The sequence below is a fragment of the Halomonas sabkhae genome (genome assembly GCF_030409265.1).
Lineage (GTDB): Bacteria > Pseudomonadota > Gammaproteobacteria > Pseudomonadales > Halomonadaceae > Halomonas > Halomonas halmophila.
On the sequence record NZ_JAUFPM010000003.1, the window covers coordinates 134,633 to 151,252 of the forward strand.

The window sequence follows — 16,620 nt, forward strand, 5'->3', positions numbered from 1 at the left end:
GATGTCGAAGCCGGCGCTGGGTGTGACACTGGCCGAAATCCAGGCGGCGCGTCGGCGTATCGCCGGGCAGGTGACGCGCACCCCCTTGATCCGCTCGGCGGCCCTGTCGGCGCGCTTCGAGGCCGAGGTCCTGCTCAAGCTGGAGACGCTGCAGCCGACCGGTGCCTTCAAGCTGCGCGGCGTCGTCAACATGATCAGCGCCCTGCTCGAGCGACATGGTCAGCAGGCCCTGGCGGCCGGTGTCACCACGGCCTCCACCGGCAATCATGGCCGGGCGGTCGCCTACGCGGCATCACGCCTCGGCGTGCCGGCCATCATCTGTCTGTCGCGCCAGGTGCCGGACAACAAGGTCGCGGCCATCGAGGCGCTGGGCGCCGAGGTACGGCGTATCGGCGACAGCCAGGACGAGGCCTTCGGCGAGGTGGCGCGACTGGTCGACGAGCAGGGCATGACGCTGATTCCGCCCTTCGATGACCCCCTGATCGCCGCCGGACAGGGCACCATTGGGCTTGAGCTACTGGACGACGCGCCGGACCTGGATCAGGTGCTGGTCGGCCTCTCGGGAGGCGGCCTGCTGGGCGGCATCGGGGCTGCCCTCAAGGCCAGCCGACCCGAGCTGGAGGTCACGGGCGTCAGCCTGTCCCGGGGCGCGGCCATGCATGACAGCCTGCTGGCCGGTCACCCGGTCGAGGTGGAAGAAGTCGCCAGCCTCGGCGATTCGCTGGGGGGCGGTATCGGCCTGGACAATGGCTGCACCCTGGCGCTGGTGCGCGAGGTCATGGATTCCCACTGGCGGGTTTCCGAAGCCGCCATTGCGCGTGCCATGGTGGAGCTGCTGGAAGACGACAAGCAGTTCGTCGAAGGCGCCGCCGCCGTGGGGCTCGCCGCCCTGAACGAGCATGAGCTGGATATCCGCGGCCGCCAGGTGGCGTTGATCCTGTCCGGCAATGGCGTCTCGCTGGAGACGCTTGATCAGGCTCGTAGGCTGGCGGGACGATAGGTGTGAAGAGGGAAGAGGGAAGAGGGAAGAGGGAAGAGGGAAGAGGGAAGAGTTAGGTGTCTAGATTTTCAGGATCACTTCAGCCCCCTTACCTCTCACTTCTTACCCCTCACCCACGGCTACTGGAGGATTTTTCCATGCAGTTGTATCAACGCGATGCCATCGAGGCTGCCGTGACCCTGGACCATGCGGCGTTGGCGGCCGTGGAGGCGGGCTTCGCGGCGCTGGGGCGCGGCGAGGTGGTGCAGCCGCCGATTCTGTCCATGGCCATCGAGGAGTCCAATGGTGAGGTCGACGTCAAGACCGCGCATATCCGCGGCGCCGAGCGCTTCGCCATCAAGGTCAGTCCCGGCTTCTTCGACAACCCCAGGCTCGGGCTGCCGAGCCTGAATGGCCTGATGATGGCGTTTTCGGCGCGCACCGGCCAGGTGGAGGCCGTGCTCTTCGACGAAGGCTATCTGACCATGATCCGCACCGCGCTGGCCGGCGCCATCGCCGCCAAGCAGCTGTCGCGGGAGAGCAGCCAGCGGGTCACGGTGCTGGGCGCCGGTGAACAGGCCGAGCGGCAGGTAGAGGCCTTGCGGCTGGTGCGTGATATCCGCGTCGTCGATGTCTGGGCGCGGCGCCGCGAGGCCGCCGAGTCGTATGCTCACCAGTTGCGGCAGCGTGGCCTGGAAGTCAATGTGCATGCGGACCTGCCGAGCGCTTGTGCACAGGCCGATATCATCGTCACCACCACGCCTTCCCGGGAGCCGCTGCTGCAGGCACGCGACCTGCCGGAGGGCGTGCATGTGACCGCCATGGGCTCGGACAGCCCGGACAAGCGCGAGCTGGCGGACGCCCTGCTGACCCGCGCCGATGCCTTCGTCTGTGATACCCGCGCTCAGAGCGAGACCAATGGCGAGCTCAAGGGCTTCGCCGGGCGCGAGGCGCCGTTCAAGGTGCATGAGCTGGGGCAGGTGATCGCCGCCGGCGAGCGCCTTCGACTGACGGATGCCACCATCACCGTCTGCGACCTGACCGGCACCGGCGTGCAGGATACCGCCATTGCCGGTTTTGCCCTGTCACGCCTGGCCGACTGAGGCAGGGACTGCCTGCGGCCGGGCTTGCCGAACCCGCGGACTCGCGTCACGCTGAGGGCAGAAAGATTGGCAACGCATCGTCGAGGAGGGCGTGATGAAGCGACGCGTACTGGCGTTTGATGTCTATGGCACCCTGATCGATACCCATGGTGTGGTCGAGGCCCTGGCGTCGCTGCTGGGCGATGCCGAACGCGCCGCGGCGTTTTCGCGATGCTGGCGCGACAAGCAGCTCGAATACAGTTTTCGGCGCGGGCTGATGGGAGCCTATGTGGATTTCTCGCGCTGTACCCGGGAGGCACTGGAGTTCACCGATCGGTTGCAGGGCACCCGGCTTGCCGATACCGACAAGGAACACCTGATGGGGGCCTATGCCGGTCTGCCGGCCTTTGCCGATGCCGGGACGGCACTGGCTCGTCTCGCCGAGACCGATGTCACCTGCGTGGCCTTTTCCAATGGTGGTCGGGACGCGGTGGCCGGGCTGCTCGAAGGGGCCGGCCTGAGCGAGTATTTCGCCGATATCGTCAGCGTCGAGGAGGTCCACCGCTTCAAGCCCGACCCGGTGGTCTATGCCCACCTGCGCCAGCGATTCGAAGCCGAGTCCGCTGACACCTGGTTGATTTCCAGCAATGCCTTCGATGTTATCGGGGCTCGCCATGCCGGGCTGCATGCCGCCTGGGTCCGGCGTAGCCCGGAGGCGCCCTTCGATCCCTGGGGCATCGAGCCGGATACCACCGTGGCCGACCTCGAGGCGCTGGTCGACTACCTGCGGCCAGCCGGAGGCCGGGGCTCATGACCGGCAGGTGATCACCGGGCCACTGGATCAAGGCTCCGAAGAGTCGTCCGAATCACGAGGCGTGAAGTGCTGGCCGGCCCGGTGCAGCATCTCGAACTGACGGTCGCAACGGCGGCAGGCGCTGCACATCGCGAGATGCAGGCGTAATGCCGCTCGCTCCCCGAGGGTCAGCGGGCGGTCGCGTTTCAGAGACATCAGGCGGGTGGCCGCTTGGCATTTGTTCATGAGGCCGTCTCCGTGTTCAGCCAGCCCTTCTCGATGCAACTGCGCAGCCGAAGCCTGGCGCGGTGCAGCATCACCCAGCAGTTGTTCTCCTTGATGCCGACTTCCCGGCAGATCTCCGCGGTCGACAGCCCCATCAGCTCACGCAGCGAAAAAATGCGCGCCAGGTTATCCGGCAGTCCGATCATGCAGGCATCGAAGGTCTGCCAGAAGGCCTGGTTGTCGAGACTCAGGTCCGGGTCTCCCCAGGCGGCGGGGCGCGCCTGAGGGCTCCAGTGGCCGTTCTGCTGAAACATGCGATCGATGGCGTCGTCGTCCGATTCGTCCTCCAGCGGTTGCCACTGGCCGTTTTTCTTCTGGGCCCGCATGGCATCCAGGATCTTGTACTTGAGAATCCCGAAGACCCAGGTTTCATAGCCGGAGTGACCCTGGAAGCTCGCGGTCTTTTCCATGGCGGTGAGCAGGGCATCCTGAACGGCATCCTCGGCCTGGCAACGGTCGCGCAGATGGAGCAGCGCGAAGGACACCAACCGAGGGCGCACTGCCTCGAGGCGTTGGCGCAGGGTCTCATCGTCCGTGACATGGGGCTGGCTCTGGTTCACGAATCCTTTCCCTTGAGCGTTGGGCTGATGGTGCATGGACCGGGCGGATGGCCGGCATGGCGGTACCCTGCCTGTCGACCCTGTCACCATCCTGATGTCATGACTCATTGAAATGTCCATGCGATTTTCAACGCCTGGCCGGACCGGACAGCCAGGCATGGATCAGGGCGTCCAGCGATACCAGGCCGGCACCGCGCAGCACCAGGGTCAACAGGCTGGCGGCCCAGAGCCCGTGGGTGACCCAGGCGCCGGGGTAGACCAAGGCCTGGATGACCAGGGTCATGCCGAGCAGGCCGACGGCGGCAAGCCGGGTTGCCAGTCCGGCCCAGAGCGCCAGGGACAGCGAAAACTCGGCGATGGTCGCCAGATAGGCGGCCAGGGCGGCGGGAATCAGCGGCAGGGCGTATTCGTGCTCGAACAGGAAGAAGGTGCTCTGGGTGATGCCGCCGCTGTCCACCTTGGTCAGGGCCGAGAGAAAGAAGACGCTGCCCAGCACCAGACGCATCAGCAGCAGGACGGCATCCAGCGGCAGTCGGTCGAGGCAGGGGGCGAGCTTCAGATAGTAGCCGTGGAGTGGCTTGCGCCAGTCAATCTTCATGCGGGTGTCTCCTGGGCCTGGGTCAGGCTGCCCAGCGCCAGCAGGGTGCCCAGCGCCTCGCTGACCTGCGCCTGATCCGCCTGACGAGCGCTGGTCGCCAGCGCCTCGCCGAGCGTCGATGATGACTCCAGGGCGTGATACAGCCGGCGCGTGCCGGGATTGACTGGGTGTATCTCGACACGCCGGCCCTGGCGAATCAGCAGCCAGGGCCAGTCGCCGGCGGCGCCGACGGGGGCGTGGTCTTCGCCGCGCTCCAGGGCGTGCCAGAGGCTCAGCACATCGTGGTGGCCCTCCACCAGCCGGGACGCCGGATGCGTCATGCAGCAGACGGCTTGCGGGTCCTCTGCCTGGCCCAGCAGCTCGGCGCTCAGTGGCGAGGCATCGGCCGCGTGGCTGACGCTGAGTCGGGCATGCTCGAGCCGGCAGATATCCACCACATAACGGTAGTCCTGCATCACGCTCAGGCGCTCCAGCGCCTCGGCAAAGGCCTGGCCGTAGTAGCGCAGGCGTGGCTCTCCGGGGAGCCGTTGACGCACATGGTCGCTGGCCACACTCCGGAAGAAACGCTCGCCGAGCAGTGTGCGGGTGTGCGGAAAGGTCTGGGCCAGGGCCTCGATCAGGCTGTGGCGCACATTGTTGCGATAGACATCGAAGCCCGGCTGATGGCCCAGCCGGCTGTCGCCGGCCTCGCCAAACTGCAGGGCCCGGGCGAAGTCCCGTTGCCATTCGGCGAGCGACGTCATGAGGCCGGCTCCAGGCAGGCCAGCGGTGCGGTGGCCGCGCTGGCGTGATAGCGGCGGGCGAGGGCGGCTTCTTCCAGCCAGCGCGGCAGGCTGGGGATGCGGGTATCCCACTCGATGAGGGTGGGCACCGCCGGCAGGGCGTCCGTCAGCTGGGCATAGCGCTGCCAGACGGCCTCGCAGACCGGGCTGCCGTGATCGTCGATGCGCAGGGGCGGCGTCGCCTCGGTGTCCAGCGAATGCCCGGCCAGATGAAATTCGCCCACCGCCGACAGCGGCAGCGCACTCAGGTAGTCGCTCAGGTCGCGTCCCAGGTTTTCGGCGCTGATGTAGGCGTTATTGATGTCCAGCAGCAGGCCGCAACCGGTGCGCCGGACGAGCTCGGTCAAAAAGTCGGCCTCGCTCAGGGTGTTGTCCAGCGCCATGTACAGGCTGGGGTTCTCGACCAGCAGTTGTCGCCCCAGGGCCTGCTGGGTGGTGTCGACATGGCGGGCCACCACCTCGAGGCTTTCCTCGCTCAGCGGCAGTGGCAGCAGGTCATTGTAGAAATCGCCTTCCAGTCGGCTCCAGGCCAGGTGCTCGGAGACACGCACCGGGTTCAACTCGTCCACCAGATGCACCAGACGGGCCAGGTGCTGGTCGTCCAGGGGCTCGGCGCTGCCCAGTGACAGACCGACGCCATGCACCGACAGCGGGTAGCGCGCGGCGATGGCGGCGAGATCGTCGCGCATGGGTCCGCCCGCGCTCATGTGGTTTTCGGCGTGCAGTTCGAGAAAGTCGATGTCGGCCCGCTCGGCGAGCAGCTCGGCCATGTGCCGGGGCTTCAGGCCGATGCCCTGGGCGGCGCGAGGCAGGCGGTGGGCATCCATGAGCATGTTGCTTCCTCCTCTGTGTGTAACAGGCTCCTGCCGATATCCGGCTCACCCCGCGGGATGAGCCGGTGACATTCAGGGACGCTCGATGGGTTCCAGGCTGCCGTTGCCGTGCGGGGTCTCGATGCTGGTGCAGCTGCCTTCGGGGACCAGGGTCCAGGCATTGCCCTGATAGTCGACGGTGGAAGTGCCGGCGCAGGTGGTGCCCGGTCCCGCCTTGCAGTCGTTCTCGCCGGCCAGGGCGACGCCGTAGCACTTTTCCATGGACTCTTTATCGTCGGCCATGGTGGTGCCCATGGCGCCGGCCTGGGCAATGGCGGTGGTGATGATGGCGGCCATCAGTGTGGACTGTTTCATGATCTGACTCCTCGTTGGCTGGGGGTCTAACGCCACCGCGCCAGCTCGTCAGGCGTCGGTGGTTATGATTGAGTGGCGCGGGATCACGGATCCTTACAGCCTCGAGGAAATTTTTTTGGTTCATCGCACTTTCGCGTGGCGAGCCTCCCTTCAGGCAAGGCGCGTTGGCGGGCACCGCGCCCGTGCCGGCCGAAGTGCGTCCGGGTGGCGCTTTTTTCATGCGGCCGACGGGCAACTACACTGAAGGACAGGGCAAGCCGACGATTCGCCCGGCGGCCCGTTGCGAGGTGAAGCGCATGCACGGCACACCGCGACATCCTCAGCGTCCAATCGCCATCCTGACAGCCCTGGCCTGCCTGTTGCTGGGGTTTGTGCTGGCTTGTCAGACACTGGCACAGCAGGCCCAGACACCCTCGGCACGTGGCTCGGCCCTGGTGATGACGCTGGACGGGGCGATCGGGCCCGCCACCAGTGATTACTTCAACCGTGGCCTGGCCAGGGCCGAAGCGCGCGGGGCCGAGCTGGTGGTGGTGCGTCTGGATACGCCGGGCGGTCTGGATGCCTCGATGCGCGACATGGTGACGCGCATGCTGGGCGCTGAGGTGCCGGTGGTCGTGCATGTCTCGCCGGCCGGGGCACGCGCCGCCAGTGCCGGCACCTACCTGCTCTATGCCAGTCATGTGGCGGCGATGGCGCCAGCGACCCACCTCGGCTCGGCCACGCCCGTGCAGATGGGCGGCGGTGGTCTGCCGGGCATCGGTGGCGAGCCTGAAGCGCCGGATGATGGCCAGGGTGGCGGTGCGCAATCCAGCGATGAGAGCGATGAGAACGCCTCGCAGGACGCCACCGACACCGCGGCTGCCGCGGAGAACGGCACCTCGGACAAGCGCCGGGGCGAGACCGCCATGGAGCGCAAGATGCTGGAGGACGCCGTGGCCTATATTCGCTCCCTGGCCGAGCGTCATGGACGCAACGCCGACTGGGCCGAAGCCGCGGTCCGCGAGGCGCACAACCTCACCGCCCGTGAGGCCCTGGAGCGTAATGTCATCGACCTGGTGGCCAGTGATCTCGACGATCTTCTGGCCCGGATCGATGGCCGCGAGGTGGTCATGGCCGACGGCCCCGATACCCTCGCCACCCAGGGCCTGGCCATCCAGCACTTCGATCCCGACTGGCGGACCCGCCTGCTGGCGGTGATCACCAACCCCAATGTGGCCTACTTCCTGATGATCATCGGCTTTTACGGCCTGATCTTCGAGCTCTCCAACCCCGGCAGCCTGGTGCCCGGCACCGTGGGGGTCATCTCCTTGCTGCTGGCGCTGTTCGCCTTTCAGGTGCTGCCCGTCAACTATGCCGGCCTGGCGTTGATCCTGGTCGGGCTGGGGCTGATCGTCGGCGAGGCCCTGATGCCCAGTTTCGGCATTCTGGGGATGGGCGGCATCGTGGCCTTCGTGATCGGCTCGGTGATGCTGATGGACGCCGACACCCTGAATATCTCGCTGCCGCTGATCGGCGGGGTCGCCCTCGTGGCGGCAGGGCTGATGCTGTGGGTGGTGTCGCGCTTCTTGGGCCTGCGTCGACGCCCGGTGCGCACCGGCCAGGAGGAACTGGTGGGCAGCGAGGCCAGGGTGGTCCGGGGCTTTCCGGGCGAGGGCCATGTGCGCCTGCATGGCGAGCGCTGGAAGGCGCGCAGCAGCGTGCCCCTCGAGCCCGGACAGGGCGTGCGCGTGGTCGATATCGAGGGGCTCGTGGTGAGGGTGGAGCCCCTCGATGCCAGGGCCGGGGGCGCATCTGCCCCGGACATCAACGATGAGGAGAAGACGTCATGATGCTTGCCTATCTCGTGCCGGCCGTGCTGGTGCTGATGCTGCTGGCGGCCTCGATTCGTATCCTGCCGGAGTACAAGCGTGGTGTGGTGTTCTTCCTGGGCCGCTTCCAGTCCGTCAAGGGGCCGGGGCTGTTCATCGTGGTGCCCGCCATCCAGAAGATGCAGGTGGTCGATCTGCGCGTGATCACCATGGATGTGCCCGAGCAGGACGTGATTTCCCAGGACAACGTCACCGTCAAGGTCAATGCCGTGCTGTATTTCCGGGTCGTGGACCCGGAGAAGGCGATCATCCAGGTGGAACAGTACATCAGTGCCACCAGCCAGCTGGCGCAGACCACCCTGCGCTCGGTGCTCGGCAAGCATGACCTCGACGAGATGCTTTCCGAGCGCGACAAGCTCAACGATGACATCCAGGAGATCATCGATGCCTCGGCCGAGGGCTGGGGCATCAAGGTGGCCAATGTGGAGATCAAGCATGTCGATCTGGACGACAGCATGATTCGCGCCATTGCCCGGCAGGCCGAGGCGGAACGCGAGCGGCGCGCCAAGGTGATCCATGCCGAGGGCGAACTGCAGGCCTCGCAGAAGCTGGTGGAGGCCGCCAATATCATGTCCGAGAACTCGGCCGCCCTGCAGCTGCGCTACCTGCAGACGATCAACGACATGAGCAACAACCAGGCCTCGACCATCGTGGTGCCGCTGCCCATCGACATCATGGAAGCCTTCCAGTCGACCCGGGGCACCAGGCCGTCAAGCGACGAATGAGCCCGGCTTCGGACGGAGGGTGGGTGCAGAGCCTCATGGAGTCTGGTAGACTCTTGCGCTCTTGTCGGGGGCGCTTTCTGGACTCGCGTTCACCCCCGCTAATGTCGAACCAGGGAACCGATTGACCGTGATGCCCCCTCGTTCCGGGCTGGCCACGCCGCCCTAGCATTTCCCCTCACATTTCGGACCGCGATGCCGTCGTCACGATGTCATCAAGGTCGAGCATCGTCGTGATGCTCGCGGTGCCTGTGCGCCCGCGCCGCAACTTCCCGGTTTTCGACACAACGCCTCGGCGCCGATCTCCACTGTGATACCGATTCAGGGGTCGATACCCCTGGCGCCCATGGCATGACCATCATCTCCTGACTGGACCGAAGCATGTACGAAAAAATGAAGCTGAGTTGGTTCTCCAACCTCAAGGGGGACACCTTGTCGGGCATTGTGGTGGCCCTGGCCCTGATACCCGAGGCCATTGCCTTCTCGATCATCGCCGGTGTCGATCCCAAGGTCGGCCTGTATGCGTCCTTCGCCATCTGTGTGATCATTGCCTTCGCCGGTGGGCGCTCGGGCATGATCTCCGCCGCAACAGGCGCCATGGCGTTGCTGATGGTGACCCTGGTCAAGGAGCACGGGCTGCAGTATCTGTTGGCCGCCACGCTCTTGACCGGCGTGCTGCAGATCATTGCCGGCTATCTGCGTCTGGCGGATTTGATGCGCTTCGTCTCGCGTTCGGTGGTGACCGGCTTCGTCAATGCGCTGGCGATCCTCATCTTCATGGCGCAGCTCCCCGAGCTGACCAATGTGACCTGGCATGTCTATGCCATGACGGCGGCGGGGCTCGGTATCATTTATCTGTTCCCGTACCTGCCGAAGGTCGGCAAGATGCTGCCGTCGCCGCTGGTCTGCATTCTGGTGCTGACGGCTGTCTACCTGGCCACCGGCATGGAAATTCGCACCGTGGGTGACATGGGCGAGCTCCCGGATAGCCTGCCGCTCTTCCTGTGGCCGGATGTGCCGCTGAACCTGGAAACCCTGTCGATCATCTTTCCCTACTCCCTGATGCTGGCGGTCGTCGGCCTGCTGGAATCGATGATGACGGCAACCATTGTCGATGATCTGACCGATACCAGCAGCAACAAGAATCGCGAGTGCAAGGGCCAGGGCGTGGCCAACATCGGGGCCGGCCTGCTGGGTGGCATGGCGGGCTGCGCGATGATTGGTCAGTCGGTGATCAACATCAAATCCGGTGGTCGCCGCCGCATGTCGACGCTGATCGCCGGTGTGATGCTGCTGATGATGGTGGTCTTCCTGGCCGACTGGGTATCGCTGATCCCCATGGCCGCCCTGGTGGCGGTGATGATCATGGTCTCGATCGGTACCTTCAGTTGGGAGTCGGTCCGCGACCTGAAAAAGCACCCGCTGTCGTCCAATATCGTCATGCTGGCCACCGTGGCGGTCACGGTGGGCACCCACAACCTGGCCATGGGGGTATTCGTCGGTGTGTTGCTGGCGGCGCTGTTCTTTGCCAACAAGGTCGGCAATATCCTCTACGTCGGTGTGGAAGACGGTGACACCGAACACAGCCGGGTCTACAAGGTGGTCGGGCAGGTATTCTTTGCCTCCTCGGAGCGTTTTTCTGCCGCCTTCGACTTCAAGGAAAGTGTCGAGAAGGTCACCATCGATCTGTCGCGGGCGCATTTCTGGGACATCACCGCCGTCCAGGCGCTGGATCGTGCCGTCATCAAATTCCGCCGCGAGGGGACCGACGTCGAGCTGATCGGCTTGAACGAAGCGAGCGCCACCATTGTCGACCGTTATGCCGTTCACGATGATCCGGAAGCCGTCGAAAAATTGATGGGCGGCCACTGAGTTTCATCGCTGGCCACTCTGTGACGGGTGGCCGTGATGGTGTAGAACAATGGTACGGACCCCAACACGCCAGCAGCGGGAAAGACAGATGACAGAACAAGTGATGGCCGCCATCGACGGCTCGAGCGTTTCCGAAAGTGTCTGCGACTATGCGACCTGGGCCAGCCGGGCGCTCGCAGCGCCACTGACCTTCCTTCACGTGGTGGATAACCACCCTCAGACCGCCGAGGCGGACCTGTCCGGCAACATCGGGCTGGGCGCACGGGAGCACCTGCTCGAGGAGCTGTCCCACCTGGACGAGGAGCGCGCCAAGCTGGCTCAGGAACAGGGGCGCGTGATGCTCAAGGCGGCCGTGGAGCGCGCCGGCCAGCAAGCTGACGGTGAGCCGGCCACGCGTCAGCGCAATGGCACCCTGGTCGAGACCCTGGAAGAACTCGAGGACGAAATCCGCCTGCTGGTGATCGGCAAGCGCGGTCAGACAGCACAACAAGCCAGCGAGCACCTGGGGTCCAACCTGGAGCGGGTGGTGCGCGGTGTGCACCGGCCGATCCTGATGGTGCCCGAGGGCTTCAAGACGCCGGAGCGCGTGCTGATTGCCTTCGACGGCAGCAAGACGACCCGCAAGGGGGTCGAGATGCTCGCCAGCAGCCCGCTGTTCCAGGGCATCGCCTGCCATGTGGTGATCGTCGGTGCCGAAACCGGGGACAATCGCTCCCAGCTGGACTGGGCGCTGAAGACGCTACGCGACGCCGGCCACGAGGCCGAGGGTGCCATCCGCGCCGGTGAGGTCGAGGAGACCCTGAGGACCTACACGCAGGAGCAGGACATCGACATGCTGGTGATGGGCGCCTATGGCCACTCGCGCATTCGCCATCTGCTGGTCGGCAGCACCACCACGGCGATGCTGCGCAAGGCGTGTGTGCCGGTACTGCTGCTGCGCTGAGCGGTGAGCTTCGTCGGTCGTCAGGCGGCGGTGGTGTCGCCACCCGGGCCGAGCCGGTTGAGCAGTGGCTGGGCGAGCGCCCAGCCGGTGGCCAGCAGTACCAGCATGCCGATCAGTACCTGGCTGAAGCTGGCGCCCAGGTCCAGGGCAATACCCAGCACGGCGGGGGCGATGCCGGTGGAGAAAACCATGCAGGCGCTGAGGGTGGCGCGCAGGGTGCCGAGATACTCGGCGCCCCACAGGCGCACCAGCAGGCTGGTGGCGATCGACTCCTGAGCGCCGACCGCCAGGCCGCCGCCGACCATCAGGGCCCAGACGCCGGCATGCCCACCGTTCAAAACGGCGATCAGCAGGGCGGCGACAAACGGCAGTAGATATAGCCGGGCCACGCGTGCCGCCCCCAGACGGTCGACCCAGCGTCCGCCGAGCAGGGCTCCGGGCAGCTTGGCGAGCCCCATGCCGGTCAACGCCAGGGCATAGACGGCCAGGTTGCTGTCCAGCGCCTCCGTCATCTGGGCCTGATAGATGAACAACCCGGTCATGGTGACCGGCATGATCATCAGCAACGGCAACAACTGCCAGAAACGCCGCTCGCGGAACGGCCTGAGGCCGCCCTGGCGCCTGCTTTCCGGCTTCCTGCCCGGTGCCTCGGGCCATTGACCGCGCCACAGCAGGGGCAACCAGAGGCCCGCCAGCAGCAGGCCGAAGCACCACCACAGCTCCCGCCAGCCCAGCCACACCAGCAGTGCGGCGACCAGCGGTGGCAGCAGTGTCTCGCCCAGCATGAGCCCGGTGCCTGCCAGCCCCAGTGCTCGCCCGCGCAGCGTGGTGAACTCGCGCCCGGCCAGGGTATTGCCGAGGTGGGACATCATGCCCTGACCGCACAGTCTGACCAGGCCGAGCCCCACCAGGCCGACTCCCCAGACAGGCGCTAATGTGAGCAGCACAACCCCCAGCAACAACGCCCCCAGCACTCCCAGCGCAAAGCGTCGCGGCGGTATCCAGTCGATACTGGGGCCGAAGCGCAGCATGGCGAAGCCGGCGATCAGGGTTACCACGGTGTAGGCGGTGCCGAACTGACCGGCGCTGAGTCCGAGGTGCTCGGCCATGGGGGCCTGGAAGAGGCCGACGAAGAAGCTCTGGCCGAGGCTCGAGGAGAACATCGCCACAAAGGCAATGCTCAACAGGCCGAGGTGTTCCTGCAGCAGGGTGCGGTAGCCCATCTTGTTGCTTGTCATGACGGTCCTTCGTGACGTGCGCGTGGTGTCGCCGTAGCGCTGCCAATGGCAGGATGGCAGGGTTGCGGCCTTGTCATGGCGTCACAGGTTACCATGCTTTGGTTAGCAGGCTGAGTAGTACGTCGTCTTCAACGGATCCGGAGGCCAGCATGAATCACCCCGAACTGGACAGGCAGACCGTGGAGACGCGGCTGCACGAGTTGAGAACCGAGCTCCAGGCACAGAGCGAGGCCAGCCAGGAGGCGCGCGATACCGTGATGCTCGACCAGACCTCGGTCGGCCGCCTGTCACGCATGGACGCCCTCCAGGGCCAGGCCATGGCCAAGGCCGAGGAGGAGCGTCGCCAGCTGTCCCTGAAGCGCATCACCGCAGCCTTTCAGCGTCTCGAGCGTGGCGAGTATGGCGAGTGCATCGAGTGTGGCGAGTGGATCGCGACCAAACGCCTGCAGTGGGACCCGCTGGTACTCAAGTGCATCGAATGCGCGGACTGACACTCCTTCGCTCTGAATCGAGATCCCGCCAGTGGATAAGCTAGCCGCCCGGCACGTCCAGTGGTGCCTCCCTGGGCCGGAAGCGTCGCGACAGCGCATCGACGCCGATGTTGAGCATGGCGGTCACCAGCAGCAGCAGGAAGGCGATGTCGAACATCAGGTACTGGAAGTTCTCGTCGATGTAGTAGCCCAGGGTGGCCACGCCCAGCATGCCGAGTATCGCGGTCTCGCGCAGGATGACCTCGGCGCGGTAGTAGAGCAGTGCCAGCAGGCTCGGGTAGACACGTGGCAGCAGCTCATAGGCCAGGCGCCCCGAGGCCGGCAGCTGCGCCATGCCCGGCGTCAGGCTGTCGGCATGACGCGCCACCAGAAAGGCGATCAGGGCGCCGTTGTGCAGAGCCAGGGCCAGCCAGGCTGGCAGCATCGAGGGACCCAACAGCAGTAGAAAGATGAAGGCCAGCAGCAACTCCGGCGTTGAGCGCAGGAAGACCAGTACGCCGCTGCCCGCCAGACGCGTGGCGCGATTGCCGAAGTGGCGGCTGGCCAGCGGCCACATCACCAGCGCCACCAGCAGACTGCCCACCGTGCCCAGTAGTCCCAGCAACAGGGTGTTGCCGATGGCCGGGGCGAGGTCGGGAACCTCGGCCAGCCAGGCGAGCAGGCCGGCCCAGTCGCCTTCGAGCAAGGGGCGCGGCCAGATATCCTGGCTGATGAAGCGCCACAGCAGCCCTCCATCGATGGCCGGCCATGGGCCCAGCAGGAAGGCGCCGCCGATCAGCAGCACCGGCACCAGCCGACGGTGGCTCCACCAGGGCAGGCTGGCGATCAGCAGATAGAAGAGCCACAGCAGGGCGCCGGCCTCGTGGTAGCGCCCCTCGCGGAAGGCGGTCTCGAGCTGGAAACCGAGTGTCGGCAGACCGACGAAGCCCAGCAGCACGCTGGCGCGCAGGCCGCACTCGAAACGGTAGCGGGTGTAGGCGGCGATCCGCGGCCAGGCCAGGGGCAGCTCGCTGTAGACGAAGCGCACCAGCCGACCGACACCGGGCGGCAGAGCTTCGGCCGGCGCGCGCGGCGTCTCTTCGAGAATTTCCGCATAGACCTTGGCGAAGATTCCGGCATAGGGGATGGCCAGGGCGGCCAGCGCGGTCAGCGCCGAGAGGCCGAACACCTGCAGGAACAGCAGCGCCCAGAAGAGCTCATGAATGGCCCGCACGAAGGCGCAGCCGGCGCGTACCAGTCGCGAGCGGGCAAACAGCAAGGCCAGCGGGAAGCCCAGCACCACGCCCGCCAGGGTGCCCCACAGCGCCACTGCGATGGTCAGTCCGAGGGCATGCAAGGGCGTCTCCACCGCACCCCAGGCGGGCCAGGCCAACCCCTGGGCCAGGCGGGCAATTTCCGCCCAGGGGTCTCGGGTCACCACCGCCAGGTCTGCCAGAGGCAGCAGGAGTAGCGCCAGGGCGACCAGTGTCAGAGTGTGGCGGGCCAGACGCGGCCCCAGGGCATCACCGCTGAACCACCGTGGGCGCTGGGGCAACGCAGCGCTCAGGCTCAAGCCTGCCCCCGGTAACAGGGCATGGAAGGCATCGGCGATGGTCGAGCCGAATCCTCGACGTCAGACGGGGGCCGGGCTTCGGGGTAGAGGGCATCCAGGTCCGCGAGGCCCAGCTCGGCAGCGGGCGCATCCAGCACCAGCTGCCCATCCCGCAGGCCCAGTACGCGGTCGAAGTGCGACAGCGCCAGTTCGCGCTGATGCAGGGCAATCACGCAGGTGTCGTGAGTGTCGTCGATCAGTGCGAGCAGGCGCAGTGCCTGATGCGGGTCGACGCTGGCCACTGGCTCATCGCCGAGGAAGACGGGGCGCTGCTGGTAGAGGGCGCGCCCGATGGCGGTGCGCTGTCGCTGGCCCCCGGAGAGCCGGGCCACGGGGCGTCGCATCAGGTCCTGGATACCCAGTCGGGCACACAGCTCGCCTACCTCTTGCCAGGGGCGGCGCAACGGCCGCACCAGGTTCCACAGGTTGGCCACGGCCGAGTGCTCGGTGAGCCGACCCATGTAGATATTGTGATAGACGGCCAGACCCGGCACCAGGCCATGATGCTGCGGGCACCAGGCAACCTCGTCGTCCAGCCGCGCACGCATGCCGGCCAGCAGCGTCGACTTGCCGGCGCCGCTGGGGCCGAGCAGGGCCACGCGCTCGCCGCGCTGGAGATTCAGGCTCAGGCGCGGCAGCACCACCTGGTCGCCGTGACCCAGGTCGACGGCGTCGAGGGTCAGCCATGGTGCGGCGGCGGAGGACATATCAGCGCAGCAGACCCAGGGACTCCGCCACTTCCTCGATGGGGGCGTACATGCTGTTATCCGCGGGAATGAAGGCCGAGCGCGGGAAGCTTTCCAGCAGAGCCGGATCATCCATCTCCAGCAGGGCCTGCTGGACCCGCTCGCTGAAGCCATCGCCATAGCGCTCATCGGCATCGCCGCGGATCGTCCACTGATAGTCCGGGTAGCTGGGCGTCGACCAGATCACCTCGACCTTGTCGGTATCCACGCGACCATCCTCGACGGCCGCTTCCCATACCGAGTAGTTCACGGCGCCCAGCTCATAGGTCCCGGATTCCACCAGGGCGATGGTGCGCGAGTGATCACCGGAGAAACCGACACGGGAGAAGATGTCCTCGGGGGCCTCGTCGAAACGCTGACGCAGGAAGTGCTCCGGCATCAGTCGCCCGGACGTGGAGGTCTTGGCGCCGAAGGTGAAACTCTTGTCGGCGATCGCTTCCGGAAGCTCATCGGCGGGCTCGAGATCGGTGGAACGGTGCGCGATGAAGTAGCTCTGGAACTCGGCATCCTCCTGCCCCTGGGCCAGCGCCCGGGAGTCCGGCACCAGGCGGCGCGCCTGAACACCGGAGAGGCCGCCGAACCAGGCCAACTGCACCTGATCGTTGCGGAAGGCCGTGACCGCGGCTCCGTAGGACTTGACCGGCACATATTCCACCTCGACATCGAGCCGGCCTTCGAGATAGTCCGCGACCTTCGAGAAACGCTCGATCAGCCGCGACTGATCCTCATCGGGAATGGCGGTGAAGCGGAAGGTCTCTTCGGCCTGAGCCCCCTGGGCCAGCACGGCCAGAGTCACGGCGGTTATGGCAATCCAGCGCATCGACGGTCTCCTTGTACATGGGAAGACCCTATTGTTGTGGCTGGCAGGAGTATTGGCAAGCAG

18 protein-coding genes are annotated in these 16,620 nt (G+C 66.2%); 8 read left to right on the forward strand and 10 right to left on the reverse strand.

Going from position 1 to position 16,620, the window contains the following annotated elements; all coding sequences use genetic code 11:
- The first annotated feature begins 1 nt into the window (after position 1).
- The 3 genes from eutB (at position 2) to QWY79_RS02325 (ending at position 2,875) form a co-directional block, all read left to right on the forward strand.
- The gene (eutB, locus tag QWY79_RS02315) at positions 2 to 1,000 is read left to right on the forward strand and encodes a hydroxyectoine utilization dehydratase EutB (RefSeq protein ID WP_290269504.1); all 999 of its coding nucleotides are present in this window, start codon (positions 2 to 4) and stop codon (positions 998 to 1,000) included.
- A 137-nt stretch (positions 1,001 to 1,137) separates the two neighbouring features.
- A complete protein-coding gene (locus tag QWY79_RS02320; protein ID WP_290269506.1) occupies positions 1,138 to 2,082 on the forward strand; it encodes a cyclodeaminase in 945 nt (314 codons plus the stop codon).
- Between the two features lie 94 nt (positions 2,083 to 2,176).
- Positions 2,177 to 2,875, forward strand: a complete 699-nt coding sequence (locus QWY79_RS02325; RefSeq protein WP_290269508.1) for a haloacid dehalogenase type II — start codon at positions 2,177 to 2,179, stop codon at positions 2,873 to 2,875.
- 27 nt (positions 2,876 to 2,902) lie between these two features.
- On the opposite strand, the gene QWY79_RS02330 is transcribed toward QWY79_RS02325, so the two are convergent.
- The 6 genes from QWY79_RS02330 to QWY79_RS02355 form a co-directional block, all read right to left on the reverse strand.
- Positions 2,903 to 3,100, reverse strand: a complete 198-nt coding sequence (locus QWY79_RS02330; protein WP_290269510.1) for a zf-HC2 domain-containing protein — start codon at positions 3,098 to 3,100, stop codon at positions 2,903 to 2,905.
- Positions 3,097 to 3,699, reverse strand: coding sequence for a sigma-70 family RNA polymerase sigma factor (locus tag QWY79_RS02335; protein ID WP_290269513.1), 603 nt, complete (start codon positions 3,697 to 3,699; stop codon positions 3,097 to 3,099). Before QWY79_RS02335 ends, QWY79_RS02330 begins: the two co-directional genes overlap by 4 nt.
- 127 nt (positions 3,700 to 3,826) lie before the next feature.
- Positions 3,827 to 4,297, reverse strand: coding sequence for a DoxX family protein (locus QWY79_RS02340; protein ID WP_290269515.1), 471 nt, complete (start codon positions 4,295 to 4,297; stop codon positions 3,827 to 3,829).
- The gene (locus QWY79_RS02345) at positions 4,294 to 5,040 is read right to left on the reverse strand and encodes an HvfC/BufC N-terminal domain-containing protein (RefSeq protein WP_290269517.1); all 747 of its coding nucleotides are present in this window, start codon (positions 5,038 to 5,040) and stop codon (positions 4,294 to 4,296) included. The genes QWY79_RS02340 and QWY79_RS02345 overlap by 4 nt, the downstream gene beginning before the upstream one ends.
- The gene (bufB, locus tag QWY79_RS02350) at positions 5,037 to 5,912 is read right to left on the reverse strand and encodes an MNIO family bufferin maturase (RefSeq protein ID WP_290269519.1); all 876 of its coding nucleotides are present in this window, start codon (positions 5,910 to 5,912) and stop codon (positions 5,037 to 5,039) included. The genes QWY79_RS02345 and bufB overlap by 4 nt, the downstream gene beginning before the upstream one ends.
- A 72-nt stretch (positions 5,913 to 5,984) precedes the next feature.
- On the reverse strand, positions 5,985 to 6,266 hold the full coding sequence (locus QWY79_RS02355; protein WP_264824158.1) for a BufA1 family periplasmic bufferin-type metallophore: 282 nt from the start codon (positions 6,264 to 6,266) through the stop codon (positions 5,985 to 5,987).
- A 296-nt stretch (positions 6,267 to 6,562) separates the two neighbouring features.
- Between QWY79_RS02355 and QWY79_RS02360 the strand changes: the two genes are divergently transcribed.
- The 4 genes from QWY79_RS02360 (at position 6,563) to QWY79_RS02375 (ending at position 11,671) form a co-directional block, all read left to right on the forward strand.
- Positions 6,563 to 8,095, forward strand: coding sequence for an NfeD family protein (locus tag QWY79_RS02360; protein WP_290269680.1), 1,533 nt, complete (start codon positions 6,563 to 6,565; stop codon positions 8,093 to 8,095).
- Positions 8,092 to 8,859, forward strand: a complete 768-nt coding sequence (locus QWY79_RS02365; protein ID WP_290269525.1) for a slipin family protein — start codon at positions 8,092 to 8,094, stop codon at positions 8,857 to 8,859. The genes QWY79_RS02360 and QWY79_RS02365 overlap by 4 nt, the downstream gene beginning before the upstream one ends.
- 378 nt (positions 8,860 to 9,237) lie before the next feature.
- Positions 9,238 to 10,728: a SulP family inorganic anion transporter gene (locus tag QWY79_RS02370; protein WP_290269527.1), complete on the forward strand. Its 1,491-nt coding sequence runs from the start codon at positions 9,238 to 9,240 to the stop codon at positions 10,726 to 10,728.
- A gap of 88 nt (positions 10,729 to 10,816) precedes the next feature.
- Positions 10,817 to 11,671 (forward strand): universal stress protein, encoded by an 855-nt coding sequence (locus QWY79_RS02375; protein ID WP_290269530.1) that lies wholly within the window; start codon positions 10,817 to 10,819, stop codon positions 11,669 to 11,671.
- A 20-nt stretch (positions 11,672 to 11,691) separates the two neighbouring features.
- On the opposite strand, the gene QWY79_RS02380 is transcribed toward QWY79_RS02375, so the two are convergent.
- Entirely contained in the window at positions 11,692 to 12,909 is a 1,218-nt protein-coding gene (locus QWY79_RS02380) for an MFS transporter (RefSeq protein ID WP_290269532.1), read from the reverse strand.
- A gap of 149 nt (positions 12,910 to 13,058) precedes the next feature.
- On the opposite strand from QWY79_RS02380, the gene QWY79_RS02385 reads away from it, so the two are divergent.
- On the forward strand, positions 13,059 to 13,400 hold the full coding sequence (locus QWY79_RS02385; protein WP_141317195.1) for a TraR/DksA family transcriptional regulator: 342 nt from the start codon (positions 13,059 to 13,061) through the stop codon (positions 13,398 to 13,400).
- A gap of 40 nt (positions 13,401 to 13,440) precedes the next feature.
- Here QWY79_RS02385 and QWY79_RS02390 read toward each other — a convergent pair whose 3' ends face one another.
- Genes QWY79_RS02390 through QWY79_RS02400 form a run of 3 tightly spaced genes read right to left on the reverse strand, consistent with a single transcriptional unit; the run spans position 13,441 to position 16,557 of the window.
- Entirely contained in the window at positions 13,441 to 14,952 is a 1,512-nt protein-coding gene (locus tag QWY79_RS02390; RefSeq protein ID WP_290269535.1) for a PhnE/PtxC family ABC transporter permease, read from the reverse strand.
- Positions 14,949 to 15,698: an ATP-binding cassette domain-containing protein gene (locus QWY79_RS02395; RefSeq protein WP_290269537.1), complete on the reverse strand. Its 750-nt coding sequence runs from the start codon at positions 15,696 to 15,698 to the stop codon at positions 14,949 to 14,951. The genes QWY79_RS02390 and QWY79_RS02395 overlap by 4 nt, the downstream gene beginning before the upstream one ends.
- Before the next feature lies 1 nt (position 15,699).
- Positions 15,700 to 16,557: a putative selenate ABC transporter substrate-binding protein gene (locus QWY79_RS02400; RefSeq protein ID WP_290269538.1), complete on the reverse strand. Its 858-nt coding sequence runs from the start codon at positions 16,555 to 16,557 to the stop codon at positions 15,700 to 15,702.
- Between the last annotated feature and the right edge of the window lie 63 nt (positions 16,558 to 16,620).